Annotated in this window: 13 protein-coding genes; 9 read left to right on the top strand and 4 right to left on the bottom strand. The window is 65.1% G+C overall.

Annotation, left to right across the window (positions count from 1 at the left end; all coding sequences use genetic code 11):
- Positions 1–379: 379 nt before the first annotated feature.
- Both AAFP05_RS02955 and AAFP05_RS02950 read left to right on the top strand, forming a co-directional pair.
- Positions 380–1,075 (top strand): HAD family phosphatase, encoded by a 696-nt coding sequence (locus AAFP05_RS02955; RefSeq protein WP_341728366.1) that lies wholly within the window; start codon positions 380–382, stop codon positions 1,073–1,075.
- 3 nt (positions 1,076–1,078) lie between these two features.
- Entirely contained in the window at positions 1,079–2,029 is a 951-nt protein-coding gene (locus tag AAFP05_RS02950; RefSeq protein WP_341728365.1) for a tRNA (adenine-N1)-methyltransferase, read from the top strand.
- 46 nt (positions 2,030–2,075) lie between these two features.
- On the opposite strand, the gene AAFP05_RS02945 is transcribed toward AAFP05_RS02950, so the two are convergent.
- Together AAFP05_RS02945 and AAFP05_RS02940 are read right to left on the bottom strand one after the other, a co-directional pair.
- Entirely contained in the window at positions 2,076–2,639 is a 564-nt protein-coding gene (locus AAFP05_RS02945) for a hypothetical protein (RefSeq protein ID WP_341728364.1), read from the bottom strand.
- A 47-nt stretch (positions 2,640–2,686) separates the two neighbouring features.
- Positions 2,687–4,243: a polysaccharide deacetylase family protein gene (locus AAFP05_RS02940; RefSeq protein WP_341728363.1), complete on the bottom strand. Its 1,557-nt coding sequence runs from the start codon at positions 4,241–4,243 to the stop codon at positions 2,687–2,689.
- A 225-nt stretch (positions 4,244–4,468) separates the two neighbouring features.
- Between AAFP05_RS02940 and prcB the strand changes: the two genes are divergently transcribed.
- From prcB to AAFP05_RS02905, 7 genes are all read left to right on the top strand, one after another.
- Positions 4,469–5,233: a proteasome subunit beta gene (prcB, locus tag AAFP05_RS02935; RefSeq protein ID WP_341728362.1), complete on the top strand. Its 765-nt coding sequence runs from the start codon at positions 4,469–4,471 to the stop codon at positions 5,231–5,233.
- On the top strand, positions 5,230–5,901 hold the full coding sequence (gene prcA / locus AAFP05_RS02930) for a proteasome subunit alpha (protein ID WP_341728361.1): 672 nt from the start codon (positions 5,230–5,232) through the stop codon (positions 5,899–5,901). Before prcB ends, prcA begins: the two co-directional genes overlap by 4 nt.
- Position 5,902: 1 nt before the next feature.
- Positions 5,903–6,970, top strand: coding sequence for a prephenate dehydrogenase (locus AAFP05_RS02925; RefSeq protein ID WP_341728360.1), 1,068 nt, complete (start codon positions 5,903–5,905; stop codon positions 6,968–6,970).
- 67 nt (positions 6,971–7,037) lie between these two features.
- Positions 7,038–7,730 carry a (d)CMP kinase gene (cmk, locus tag AAFP05_RS02920; RefSeq protein ID WP_341728359.1) on the top strand — a complete coding sequence of 231 codons (693 nt, stop codon included), beginning with the start codon at positions 7,038–7,040 and terminating at the stop codon, positions 7,728–7,730.
- 35 nt (positions 7,731–7,765) lie between these two features.
- Positions 7,766–9,115: a ribosome biogenesis GTPase Der gene (gene der, locus AAFP05_RS02915; RefSeq protein WP_341728358.1), complete on the top strand. Its 1,350-nt coding sequence runs from the start codon at positions 7,766–7,768 to the stop codon at positions 9,113–9,115.
- A 173-nt stretch (positions 9,116–9,288) separates the two neighbouring features.
- Entirely contained in the window at positions 9,289–11,445 is a 2,157-nt protein-coding gene (gene helR, locus AAFP05_RS02910; protein ID WP_341728357.1) for an RNA polymerase recycling motor ATPase HelR, read from the top strand.
- Positions 11,446–11,489: 44 nt separating this feature from the next.
- A complete protein-coding gene (locus AAFP05_RS02905) occupies positions 11,490–11,915 on the top strand; it encodes an OsmC family peroxiredoxin (RefSeq protein ID WP_341728356.1) in 426 nt (141 codons plus the stop codon).
- A gap of 49 nt (positions 11,916–11,964) precedes the next feature.
- Here the strand turns inward: AAFP05_RS02905 and AAFP05_RS02900 are convergent, their stop codons facing one another.
- Positions 11,965–12,780, bottom strand: a complete 816-nt coding sequence (locus tag AAFP05_RS02900; RefSeq protein ID WP_341728355.1) for a DUF5808 domain-containing protein — start codon at positions 12,778–12,780, stop codon at positions 11,965–11,967.
- Positions 12,777–13,109 carry a PadR family transcriptional regulator gene (locus AAFP05_RS02895; RefSeq protein WP_341728354.1) on the bottom strand — a complete coding sequence of 111 codons (333 nt, stop codon included), beginning with the start codon at positions 13,107–13,109 and terminating at the stop codon, positions 12,777–12,779. The genes AAFP05_RS02900 and AAFP05_RS02895 overlap by 4 nt, the downstream gene beginning before the upstream one ends.
- Positions 13,110–13,306 lie beyond the last annotated feature (197 nt).

The raw sequence follows: 13,306 nt of genomic DNA, 5'->3' as shown, positions 1-13,306 counted from the left end.
CGGCGGTGAGTCCGAGGCCCGCACCGAAACCCTTCGCGAAGGGTTGTTTGAAGCCTGATTCCTTGGTGGCGGCGATGGGTAGGGCTTGCGGTGGTCGCGGGGCCACGGTGTTCATCGGGAGCGGAGGCGGCGATGGTGTTCTGCTTGGCGGCCGGTTCCCCTCGCCCACGGTGGGTGTCGCGGTAGGCCCTTGCTGATCACCGGGCTGCGATCCTTGCAGGGAAGCAGGTTTCGGTTCGTTGCTGCTCATACGAGACGGTCCCTTCAGATACGGGTGGGTTGGCGGGTCTGTCCAGTATTTCGAAAGATCGGCCCGAATGTGCGGGTCGGTTGCGAACGACGATTCGCCCGGACGCCGTCCGGCTGCGACAATGGGTCGGTGCAAAGCCAGATCAGACCACACGCCGTGCTGTGGGATTTCGACGGCACGGTGGCGGATACCGAACCGCTGTGGATCGACTCCCAGATCGAGACGATGGCGTCTTATGGAGTGACCTCCCGACACGAGGATCTCGCTCGGCTGTGCGGGGTGTCGGCGGATGTCTCGATCCGGGCGCACTTCGCCTCCTACGAGGCTCAGCACGGTGAGCCACCGCCCATGACAGGGCGAGCACTCTGGGAGCAGATCACCGCAGGGGTGATCCGCCGGCTGAACTCCCAGCCGTTGCCGTGGCGTCCAGGTGCGCGCGAGCTGTTGATGGGTCTTCACGACCGTCGTATTCCGATGGCGCTCGTCTCGGCGAGCCCGCGCGCCATGATCGATGCCGCCTTGGCAAAGATGCCTGCCGGTGTCTTCGACATCGTGATCGCCGGCGACGAGATGCCGCGCAGCAAGCCGGCCCCCGATAGCTACCTGCTGGCAGCTGAGCGTCTCGGCGCTTCGGCTGCGGACTGCATCGTGGTCGAGGACTCCATCTACGGCACCGAGGCCGGACGAGCGGCCGGCGCGGCCGTCATCGCGGTGCCCAGCATTCAGGAACTCGACGAGTACCCCGGGCAGCTGTTGACTCCTACGCTGGCCGGCATCTCCGTCGACGACCTCAACCGGATCTGGCACCAGGTGAAGGGAATATAGCGCGTGGCTGACATCGACCCCGCCGCCTACTCGGGCGTCCACACCGGAACGCTGTGCGAAGGGGAGTGGGTCTCGCTCACCGACACCAAGGGCCACCGCAAATCGCTGCTCCTGGAGGCCGGAAAGACCTTCCACACCACCAAGGGTGGTCTTCTGCACGACGACATCATCGGCCGACCCGAAGGCGTGGTCGTCACAACCGTCGGCGGACTGCAATACCTGGTCTTCCGGCCGTTGCTCAATGAGTTCATGGTCTCGATGCCTCGTGAAGCGGCCGTCATCTATCCGAAGGACGCCGCGCAGATTCTGATGCGCGCCGACATCTTCCCCGGCGCCCGGGTGCTGGAGGCCGGCGTCGGATCCGGTGCGCTCAGCCTGGCGCTGCTGCGCGCGATCGGGCCGACCGGCCGTCTGCACAGCTATGAGCGGCGCTCCGAGTTCGCAGACGTGGCCAGGGCAAATGTCGAGCAGTTCGTCGGTGGTCCACATCCGTCATGGACACTCACCCTGGGAGATCTCGCCGACGTCGTCGCCGACGAACCGATCGATCGCGCCATCCTCGACATGCTGGCACCGTGGGACTGTCTGGAGGCGGTCGCCGCAGTCTTGGAGCCGGGCGGGATCCTGTGCTGCTATGTGGCCACCACCACACAGATGGGACGCGTCATGGACACCGTGCGTGCCCATGGTGGCTTCATCGAACCCGTGGCGTCAGAGGTGATGGTGCGGGACTGGCATGCTGAGGGGCTGGCTATCAGGCCCGGGCATGCGACCACAGCGCATACCGGCTTCCTTGTGATGACCAGGCGGATGGCTCCTGGTGTCACGGCGCCATTGCGGAAGCGTCGTCCGGCACCGGGCGCCTACGGGCCCGACTATGCGGGTCCGATCCCGCGCAATGTGCGCGCGGAGCATCTGGCGGCGAACCGCACCAGGGCGGAGGAGTTGGGCTGAGCGCAAGCGTCCAACTGGGAGCAATCTGATCCAGGGCCGACCCTGGCTACTCGATGGTCGCGATGAGCTGTCCGATCGCCGGCCGATAGACATCTATCGGTTCGCCATCGGTGCGCTCGGCCGCCACGCTCACCAGGTCGCCGTCGCACTCAATCACGGCCAGCAGCGACGAGGCCGCGTCCATGTGCCAGATGGTGGTGCCGGAAACCAATGCTTCGGTGCGTACCGCGGGCTGGTCAGTTCCGGCGCCCAGGATCTCCGCTGCACGATCTCGAAGCAAGACCTCGGCCTCCGGGGCAGCGCCCGCCCCATGGGTGTCGATCTCGACGGTGAGCAGGCGGTCCGGAGAACGCAGCAGCATGCCGGTCTGGTTGCCGAAATAGACAGCCCACGAGTGCAGGTCGGGCAAGATGGGCAGCTTGAGCACGTCGTGTACGAGCGGCTCACTCAGCCACCCCTGGGCGGGAACCACGGTGAAATCGGCGCCGACCGCGACCGGCTGGGTGCCGTCGGAAACCTCCGCCTTGGCACGCGCCGCAGCCACCGGGCCCAGAGTCGCCGCATAGCCCAGCCCGATCAGGAAGAGGACGACGACGATCGTCCGGATCAATCTTCGGGTCCTGTTCAATCGCCGTCTTGGTTTGTAGTAGTCCTTACTCATCGATTGGACACCCGCCCCGCCGGAACCGATCCGCTGAACAACTGCGTCACGGTGACCGGAGTGAGACCGCGATCCTTGAGGCCGGAGATGACCTGTTCGGCTGTTTGAACAGAGCCGGCGTGCGTGTCGTGGAACAAGATGATGTCGCCACGCTTTGCGTTCGGTACCGACCGTTGGACGAGCGCGTCGGCGCCGGGATCCTGCCAATCGTTGGTGTCGATCGACCAGAGAATCGCCGGCTTGCCGACGGCGGCGATCACGGTGGAATTGACCGCACCGTAGGGCGGCCGGAACATCGTGACCGGCTTGCCGGTGATTCCGGTGACGATGCTGCCGCAGCCGTTCACCTCGGACTTCACTTTGTCTTCCGGCAGCTTCGTGAGGTCGGGGTGGGTCATGGTGTGACTACCGATCTCGTATCCGTTGGCCGCCACTTGCTTGACGACATCGGGCATCAGATTCACGTTCTTGCACTGCACGAAGAAGGTGGCACCGGCCTGTTCGGCCTTCAATGTGTCGATCAGCTGGGTGGTCAAGCTGCCGGGGCCGTCGTCGTAGGTCACCGCCACACAGCTGAGCAGCGAGCAGTCGACCGGCAGACTCGGACTCCAGGCAGGCATGCCGGCAAACGGCGCGCCCCGCTGTTGCTTCAGTGCCGACGCCGTCTCACTCTGCCAACTGTCGAGCAACTCGCCGTCAACGCTCACGGACACGGGTTCGGCCGTCTGCTCGATGCCGAGTCCGGCCAACTCGGGGGAGACGATGCCGGCGGGCAACACCAGGAGCGCCGACCCGTCGGCTTCTTCGTGGAGATCGATGAACGCCTGCGCGGCGAGCGCGATCTGATCGTCCGGCGGTGCAGTAATCGGCGCGGTGCTCACGCCGCCGGCGTCGCGGCGTAGCTGCTCGACGGTTCTGATCCACAGTTCGGACGCTGCATCCGGCGTCCACAGGTCCCCGGAATCAGTGACGGTATCGGTGGCGAGATCGACGTAGAGAGCCACCTTCTGGTCGGACGAAGCGACACCGGCGGCGCCGGTCACGGTGCGGATCGCGACGGCCACCGTCGATCCGAAGGCGGCAAGGACATCGCAGGTGATCGCGGTTCCCGTCCCACCGGCCGGAGCTGTCTGCGGATCCGTCAACACGCGATCGGCATCCCAGCTGATCGAGCCGGTCACGCACCCCCGATCGCCGAGACCCGAACCCACGGGGAAGACCTCCGGTGTGAAGGCGACACCGGCCAACGGTTGCCGGATCACCGCATCGACGCGCTTGTTGAATTCGTCGGCGCCCGGGATCTGCACATAGCGAGCCTGGTAGGCGGCGGCATCGTTACGTATCCGGCCGTTGACGAAACCGAGATCATTGAGACTCGTCTCGGCCCCGGCATCCAGGGCGACCAGTCGGACGCCCGGACGATCATCCCACCCCGGCGGCGTCCAATCCGGTGTGCCGGCCGGCTCGGCACAACCCGCGAGCAGCAGACCCAGGAGCCCAACGGCAACGGCCCGCCTGGATACCTTGGGGCGTCGCGGCGCATGCGTAACCATTTCTTTGCTCCCTCAATCGATCGACTATCACGCGCGTCGATACGGAGTCGTCATAGCTGACTCATAGCATAGCTATTCCGCTTGTCGCAAGGCGATCACGACACGTTGAACTACTCTGCAACGCAGCCATCGCGGGAATACCGGCGAGTGATCTGTGGTGGCTCTGCTGCTATGTGTGAACCGGACCGGAGACGCAACCGGTCGTCGGGGTAGGCTTTGGCAATCATGGACAGCTCCGGGACCTTCGAACTCACCAGTTCGTTCGCGCACCTTGTCGCGCGCGTCGCTCCTGAATCATTGCCGGCGATGACCGATGGCCCGCAACTCGCTCCACATGGCACCACCATCGTGGCGGCCGCCTTCACCGGCGGCGTGGTGATGGCCGGTGATCGCCGGGCCACGATGGGCAATCTGATAGCCCAGCGCGACATCGAGAAGGTCTTCACCGCCGATGAGTACAGCGTCATAGGGATCGCCGGCGTGGCGGGCATCGCGATCGAGCTCGTCCGGCTCTTCCAAGTGGAATTGCAGCATTACGAGAAGGTCGAGGGCATCCCGCTGAGCCTCGATGGCAAGGCCAACCGGCTCGGCGCTTTGGTGCGTGGCAATCTCGACAAGGCGATGGCCGGGCTGGCCGTCGTCCCGATGCTGACCGGCTGGGACATCGAGCGTCGGCAGGGTCGCATCTTCAGCTATGACGCGACCGGCGGACGCTATGAGGAGACCGGTTTTCATGCCATCGGATCGGGTGCGGCCTTCGCTCGCGGTTCGCTGAAGAAGACCCATCATCGCGATCTCGGCGAGGACGATGCGATCGCAGCTGCCATCCGCTCGCTCTACGACGCGGCGGACGACGACTCCGCCACCGGAGGGCCGGACCTGGCCCGCAATATTTTCCCGGTCGTGATGAGCGCCAGCGCCCGCGGCGTGCGCCAGCTCAGCAGCGACCAGGTCGCCGATATCACCACCCGAGTGCTGGAGACGCTGTGAGCCTGCCGTTCTATGTTGCTCCCGAGCAACAGATGAAAGACCGCGCGGAATTCGCCCGGAAGGGGATATCGAGAGGACGCTCAGTAGTGGTGCTGCGATATCGCTGCGGCATCGCCTTCGTCGCGGAGAACCCCAGCCATACCCTGCACAAGGTCTCCGAGGTCTACGACCGCATCGGATTCGCCGCAGTCGGCCGCTACAACGAATTCGAGAACCTGCGCATCGCGGGCATCCAATACGCCGACCTGCGCGGCTACTCCTACGATCGCCGCGACGTCACCGGACGGGGGTTGGCCAATCAGTATGCCCAACAGCTGGGGGCGGCTTTCAGTTCGGGGGTCGACAAGCCATTCGAGGTCGAGCTGATCGTCGCCGAGCTGGGGCTCGCCGGTGCAGGGGACCAGATCTTCCGAATCGGATTCGACGGGACGATCACCGACGAGCCCGGATTCAGCGTGATCGGTGGCGCCGCCGAGACGCTGCATGCAGCGATCGCCAAGGACTTCTCGGCCGACGCCGACCTGGGCGACGCCGTCAAACTGGCCTCGGCAGGCTTCTCCGACGGAGTGGCTCTCGAGGTGGCCGTACTCGACCGCACCCGCAGCCAGCTGCGCACCTTCCGCCGGATCGGCACCGCCGAACTCGACCGGCCGCCGGGCGACGACTGAGGTGGGCATCGATCAGATATCGCCGGCGCTGATCATCGGCGCCGGATTGGTGGGGGCATCCATCGGCTGCGCGCTGAGCGAGGCCGGAGTGGTGGTGCATCTCAAAGACCGCGATCGCTCGCATGCGATCGTCGCGGCCGGACGGGGAGCCGGCCGTCTGGAGGCCCCGGACGCCTCCGAGGTGAGGTTGGTCATCGTGGCGACTCCGCCGGCGGTGATCGCGGAGGTCGTCGCGCGGAGCCTGGAAAAATACCCGCACGCGGTCGTCACCGACGTCGGCTCGGTCAAGGCCCGCATCGCATCGGATCTGCAAGCGCTGCGCATCAATCTCGCGCGCTATGTCGGCAGTCACCCGATGGCCGGCTCGCAACGCTCCGGCCCGCTCACCGCCGGCCCGGAACTCTTCGTCGATCGCACCTGGGTGATCACGGCCCGTCCGGAAAACCCCGAATGGGCCGTCGAACGGGTGCGCACGCTGGCGACCACCTGCCAGGCGCGAATCCGGGAATTGGATCCTGCCGAACACGACCGAGCTGTCGCCGAGGTCAGCCATTTCCCGCAGCTGGTAAGCAGCCTGACCGCCGCCCGGCTCGCCGAGGTGCCGCCCGACGACCTACGGTTGGCCGGTCAGGGGGTTCGCGATGTCACCCGCATCGCGGCCTCCGACGTCACGATGTGGCGCCAGATAGTCTCGGCCAACACCGCCCTGATTCGCGAACAGCTGGTCGCGATGCGCGACGATCTGGACAATCTGATCGGCGCGCTGGACGATCCGCGCGTGGTTATCGACCTGCTCAATCGCGGAAACGACGGTGTGCGGGCGTTGCCCGGCAAGCGGGGCAAGCGCCCCAACGAAGTCATCTCGGTCGTGGTCGAGATTCCGGACGCCCCCGGTGCGCTGGCTGAAATCTTCACCAGCATGACCACCAACGGCGTCAACGTCGAGGACCTCTCGATCGAACACGATCCGGACCGCCCGGCTGGCTATCTGTCCATCGATGTAGCACCGGAGCGTGCCGACGCGCTGCGGCAGTTGGCTCGCGAAAATGGCTGGGGCTTGCGTTCCTGACCGACATCGGGGCTGTGAGCATGGGGATGGAGATCGGGCTAGCCCGGACAAGGATAGGGAGATCGTCGTGAACGCTGCCAGACGACCTGGATTGGTGATCGCCGTGGACGGCCCGAGCGGAGCCGGCAAATCGTCTACCTCCCGCGAGGTCGCAGCCCGGATCGGTTGCGCCTATCTCGACTCCGGTTCGATGTACCGGGCCTTGGCGCTGTGGTGCGCCGATCATGGCATCGCCGCCACTGACCCGGATGCAGTGGTCGCAGCGGCACGCCAGCTGCCGATGGAGATCTCAGCCTCGGCTACCGGTTTCGCCGTGCTGCTCGACGGCATGAATGTCACCGATCGGCTGCATCGTCCCGAGGTCTCGGGGATGGTCTCCGGCTATGCGGGCATCCGGGAGGCCCGCAATGCCCTGAATGCGCGAATGCGTGCCATCATCGCCGACGCTGGACGCATCGTCGTCGAGGGCCGCGACATCACGACCGTGGTCGCTCCGGATGCTGACCTGCGCGTGCTGCTGCAGGCTGATCCGGCCCGGCGGATCGCCCGCCGGCAAGCGGAATTGGCCGGTGCTGCGGACGCCCGGACCGTCACCGAGCAGGTGATCGGACGCGACGCCGTCGATTCCGCGTCCAGCCAGTTCGAGAGGCCGGCCGATGGTGTCGTGCTGATCGACTCCACGGAGTTGACCCTCCAAGAGGTCGTCGAGAAGGTCATCGGCCTGGTGCCCGCACAGTTGCGCACGCCCGACCCGGCCTGAGCGCCGATGCCGCGCGGTCGGGTAGCGTTGAGCGAGTGAGTGAGCCCACCGAAACTGAACTGCCCGCCGAGCGACCCGTCGTTGCGGTGGTCGGACGTCCGAATGTGGGCAAGTCGACCCTCGTCAACCGCATCCTGGGCCGGCGAGAGGCCGTCGTCCAGGACACTCCCGGCGTGACCCGCGATCGGGTGAGTTACGACGCCGACTGGGCGGGCCGCGAGTTCGTGCTGGTCGACACCGGGGGCTGGGCGTCCGATGCCAAAGGTATGGCCGCGCAGATCGCCGAGCAGGCCGAGATCGCCATTCAGTTGGCGGACGCCGTGATCTTCGTGGTGGATGCCACGATCGGCAGCACCGACGAGGACGAGGCCGTCGTCCAGGTGTTGCGGCGCAGCCGAAAGCCGGTCGTGCTCGCCGCCAACAAGGTCGACGACCTGCGCGGCGAGGCCGACGCCGCAAGCATGTGGAACCTCGGGCTGGGAGAACCCTGGCCGGTTTCCGCGCTGCACGGGCGAGGCTCCGGAGACATGCTCGATGCGCTGCTGGCGGTGCTGCCCTCTGGTGATGCACTTCATCCCACCGAGGTCGGTGGGCCACGCAGGGTCGCCATCGTCGGCAAACCGAATGTGGGCAAATCGTCGCTGCTGAACAAGGTCTCCGGGACGAACCGTTCGGTGGTCTCGGATGTCTCGGGTACCACGGTCGACCCGGTCGATGAGCTGGTGACCATCGGCGGTCAGGACTATCGGCTGATCGACACCGCCGGCATCCGCAAGCGGGTGAAGGAGGCCAGCGGCAGCGAGTATTACGCGTGGCTGCGCACTCAGGCCGCGATCGAACGCGCCGAATGCTGCGTGGTGGTGATTGATGCCTCCGAACCCGTCTCCGAGCAGGACCTCAAGATCTTGTCGCAGGTGGAAGAGGCCGGCAAGGCCCTGGTGATCGCCTATAACAAGTGGGATCTCACCGATGAGGAGCGGCGACGCTATCTCGACCGTGAGATCGAGCGCGATTTGAATGCGTGGGCCTGGGCGCCGCACGTGAACATCTCGGCGCTGACCGGACGCAATGTCGACAGGTTGTCGAAGGGCATCGAGGTGTCGCTGGAGGGCTGGGGGACCCGCGTCACCACTGGTCAGCTGAACTCCTTCCTCGGACGAGTCGTTGCTTCCCATCCGCATCCGGTGCGCGGCGGAAAGCAGCCGCGCATTCTCTTCGGGACGCAGGCACATACCGCCCCTCCCACGTTCGCGCTGTTCACCTCGGGCCAGATGGACCCGCAATATGTCCGGTTCATCGAGCGGCGGTTGCGTGAGGAATTCGGTTTCGCGGGGAGCCCGGTGCATATCGAGGTCAGGGCCCGGGCAAAGCGCAAGGATCGCTGATCTCGGCTGCGCTATTCGGCCGGCCGACCGTTGCGCGCGGAAGGGGATCGGTACGCGTCCTTGCATTTCCAGGTTATAGCGCACCACGGGGCTTGCCGCAAGGCCCCCACCTGAGCGCACAATAGGCGCTGCGCTATTCGCAATCCCGTGATGCGCTCAGCGGAAGGCACGCTATGACCCCCGAAATCGTAGACATCTTCGACCTGTCGAATCTGGCCAAAGCCGACCCGAATCTGATCGAAAGGGATCGTGAGCAGTTCGCTGCGATCTCTGGTTGCCTGCGGCAACGTATCGCGGGCCTGACCACCCAACTCGAGGAGCTCCGCAAAGCCCCTGGTGGCAAGGGCCGCGAGGCATCCGAACGCGATTCGCTGATCCGTCACACCGCTGCGCAGCTCAGCGTGCTGCAGCGATTCGGTCTCGACATCTGCCTCGGGCGCATGGTCTATGCCGATGCCGGAAGTGAACCGGTCTATATCGGCCGCATCGGATTGAGCGACGATCTCAACAACCAGTTGCTGGTCGACTGGCGAGCGCCCGCGTCCGAACCGTTCTTCGCCGCCACTGGTGCCCATCCGATGGGCCTGGCCAGTCGCCGTCGCTATCGTTGGCGTGATGGTCGCATCCACGACTACTGGGACGAGGTCTTCCGCTCGGATGAACTCGAAGGCAATGCCGCACTGGACGATCAATCTGCTTTCATCGCAAGCCTGGGTGCGGCTCGATCGCCACGGATGCGCGATGTGCTGAGCACCATTCAGGCGGATCAGGATGCCATCATCCGTGCCGGCTCCAGGGGCGCGTTGGTTGTCGAGGGCGGTCCTGGTACCGGAAAGACCGTGGTCGCGCTGCACCGCGCCGCCTATCTGCTCTATGCCGATCCGCGCCTGGACGGGCATCGTGGTGGGGTGCTGATCGTCGGTCCGCATCAGCCATATCTGAACTTCATCGCCGATGTGCTGCCCAGCCTGGGCGAGGACGGTGTGGCGACCTGCACGCTGCGCGAGATGGTCCCCGAGGGCGCGACCGCCGTGGTTGAGCACGACCCTGAGGTTGCGGCACTCAAATCGTCCGCGGCTATGGTGGCGGCGCTTCGCCCGGCGGTGGCCTTCTACGAGGCGCCGCCGACCCGGGCGCTGATGGTGGAGACGGACTGGAACGAGATCGAACTCGATACCGACGATTGGGCCGAGGCCTTCGACGCCAGGGATCCGGCCCTGCCACACAACGAGGCCCGCGATGAGATCTGGTTTGCCCTGATCGACATCTTGATCGACAAGAACGAGGACGATATCCCAACCGATTTGCTTCACCGGTCTCTGCTCAACAATCCCGAGCTGAGAAGCGCATTCAGCAAGGCGTGGCCGATCCTGGAGGCGAACGAACTGGTCGGTGATCTGTGGAGTGTGCCTGCCTATCTGCATCGCTGCGCGCCGTGGCTGAGCCGCGACGAGATCGTCCGGCTGCAACGCGACGACTCACAGGCCTGGACATCGTCCGATCTGCCGCTGCTCGATGAGGCTCGCCGTTTGATCGGCGATCCGCAGGCGTCCATGCGTGCCCAACGGCGCACCGCGGCGCTCCGGGAGCAGCGCGAATTCATGGACGAAGTCGTCGACTACATTCTCGCGGCCGATGACAACCCGGACAGCACGCTGCAGATGCTGCGCGGCGAGGACTTTCGTACCGGGCTCCTCGACGAGAACGCTGTCGCGCAGGCCGAGCGGGACGCGCTCGATGGGCCGTTCGCGCATGTCATCGTGGACGAGGCTCAAGACCTCACCGATGCGCAGTGGCAGATGCTAATGGCTCGTTGCCCCTCGCAGAGCTTCACCATCGTCGGTGATCGGGCGCAGGCCCGAGCGGGGTTCCACGGCAGCTGGGAAGACAAGCTTCATGCACTCGGAGTCCACGAGGTGGCCGTCGCGAGGTTGACGATCAACTACCGCACGCCTATCGAGATCATGGACGAGGCCGAGAAGGTCATCCGTTCGGTGCTGCCCGATGCCGATGTGCCGACATCGGTGCGCAGCAGCGGCGTGCCGGTCCGCTACGGCGATGTCAGCGAACTCGATGCCATCGTCGATGATCTGGCCTCGCAGAACGCGGCGGGAACCACCTGCATCATCGCCAAGTCGACGTATCCGCCACGAGCTGGTGTTCAAGCTTTGACGCCGGAGACGGCGAAGGGGATGGAGTTCGACCGGGTTGTCCTGGTAGACGATGCCGATCCGGAGCCGGGCATCGCACCGACCATCGACCGCTATGTGGCGATGACTCGTGCGACGCAGACGCTCGTGGTGCTGACGGGCCTTGCCTCGGCCGGGTAGGCTAGACGGATAGTGGAAATGCTCTATGACAAGGAGATATACCCATGCCTACAGCGACGACCAGCACCGCGACGACACACTGGGAAGGAAACCTCTTCCAGGGTAAGGGCACTACCGAACTGACAACATCGCAGGTGGCGTCCTTCGATGTCAGCTGGGGCAAGCGCGCCGAGGCAGGCCGAGGCACCACCAACCCCGAGGAGCTGCTCGCCGCCTCGCTGGCGACCTGTTACAGCATGGCGTTGAGCAATGCACTGGCCGAGGACGGGCACGATCCGTCGAGCATCGATACTCAGGCCGCAGTGACGTTCGTTGCCGGCCAGGGAGTCACCGGCATCACGATCACGGTTTCAGGCGATGTGCCGGGGCTCGACGCGGATGGTTTCAAGGCCAAGGCGGAATGGGCGAAGGACAACTGCCCGATCTCACAGGCGCTGAAGGCTGTCCCGAAGCAGCTCGAGATCGGCTGAGTCAGCGTTCAACCAGCGAAGCGTCGTCGTCAGATCGTACCGGCCGAATTCACTCTTTCGTTCCGGACGCTCGGCTGCGCTTCAGGGCTGCGCGGATGGGCAGGTAGCTGAGCAGCAGGCTCACCGGAAGCATGAGCGCGGTCGCGGCAACCGCGATCGCGTTCTTCCCGGGACGCGCGGCGCTTTGGGCGCTGGCACCCGCAGCTACGGTGGCAAGCGCGGCGGCCGCTGAGGGCATCGTTATCCGCTGCGCAGCAGGCACCTCACGGTCTGTCGACGCGATGAGTAGCCCCGCGCAGACGGCGTTGATGACTACCGCAGAAGCAAGGTTCGCCGTCTGGGATTTGCCAGTGGCCTGTTCTGCAAAGCGCCGACGCCGGGCGAACTGGGTGGTTGCAGCGGCAGCAAGGACGATCGGCACCGCAGCGGCGAGTTGTGACGCGCCCAGGTGACGGGCGGCATCGGCGAGGATCTCGTCGTCCACATCATCGGGGTTCAATAGGCCCAGCCGCACGGCCACTGCGCCCATATTGACCGTCCAGCCGAGGCCGAAGACACGCGGGATGATCAGGTGCGGGTTGGACGGGTCGAAGGTGCCGGCGAGCCGTCGGCCGATACCGCGCGTGAACGAGTTCGGGACGCACAGAATGGTTGCGAATCGGGGGCCGTCGGCGCCGAACTGATCATTCAGTGCCGATGCGTAGTCCTCGGGGCTTCCGGTGAGTGCGATCGCATCATCGATGGCATCCAGGGCGTCGCTGAGTGCGTCGCGCAGATCGTCGAGCGCCTGTTTGCGTGCCTTGCCGCGCAGTCTGAGATGTCGATCGACTTGGTTGACGTAGGCGTCAACGGGGGAGTCGTTCATGATTGAACCTCCTTGAGAAGTGTGATGAGCGCTGTCGACAGGCGTAGCCAAGCGTCGCGTTGAACCTCGAAGTGATGGACGCCAGAGGTGCTCAGCGTGTAGTACTTGCGCGGCGGACCCACCGGTGATTCGTGCCATCGAGTGTTCACCAGACCGGAGTTCTTCAGCCTGGTGAGTAGCGGATAGATCGTTCCCGCTGAGGCCTCCAGGCCCGGCCGTTGGGCAAGATCGTCAACAATCTCGACCGCGTATCGCGGTTGTTGTGCGAGCAGGGCCAGTACAGCCAACTCCAAGGCACCTTTTCGGAGCTGTGTCGGGACATCTTCCATGACTAAAGGGTACCGCCCACTAATAGGTGATACAAGGATGCTTGTTCAGCACGTTGTCGCGCGACGAGCAGCTGGCTCGCACTTCCGAGGAAGTTCGGGTATGGTTTCTTGGCGGGTCACCTGAGGCGGTATTGGTGTGATTCGGCGGGCTGTAGCGCAGCTTGGTAGCGCACTTGACTGGGGGTCAAGGGGTCGCA

The organism is Brooklawnia sp., assembly GCF_032229645.1.
Classification (GTDB): domain Bacteria; phylum Actinomycetota; class Actinomycetes; order Propionibacteriales; family Propionibacteriaceae; genus Brooklawnia.
Note: the sequence above shows the minus strand (reverse complement) of the source record. Positions and strands in the feature narration are given on the sequence as shown.

What these genes read in the sequence shown, in the direction of transcription:
- AAFP05_RS02900 (WP_341728355.1), bottom strand. Translation starts at nt 12,780, where the DNA reads ATGAACGACTCCCCCGTTGACGCCTACGTCAACCAAGTCGATCGACAT.
- AAFP05_RS02905 (WP_341728356.1), top strand. Translation starts at nt 11,490, where the DNA reads ATGCCTACAGCGACGACCAGCACCGCGACGACACACTGGGAAGGAAAC.
- AAFP05_RS02895 (WP_341728354.1), bottom strand. Translation starts at nt 13,109, where the DNA reads ATGGAAGATGTCCCGACACAGCTCCGAAAAGGTGCCTTGGAGTTGGCT.
- prcB (WP_341728362.1), top strand. Translation starts at nt 4,469, where the DNA reads ATGGACAGCTCCGGGACCTTCGAACTCACCAGTTCGTTCGCGCACCTT.
- AAFP05_RS02940 (WP_341728363.1), bottom strand. Translation starts at nt 4,243, where the DNA reads ATGGTTACGCATGCGCCGCGACGCCCCAAGGTATCCAGGCGGGCCGTT.
- helR (WP_341728357.1), top strand. Translation starts at nt 9,289, where the DNA reads ATGACCCCCGAAATCGTAGACATCTTCGACCTGTCGAATCTGGCCAAA.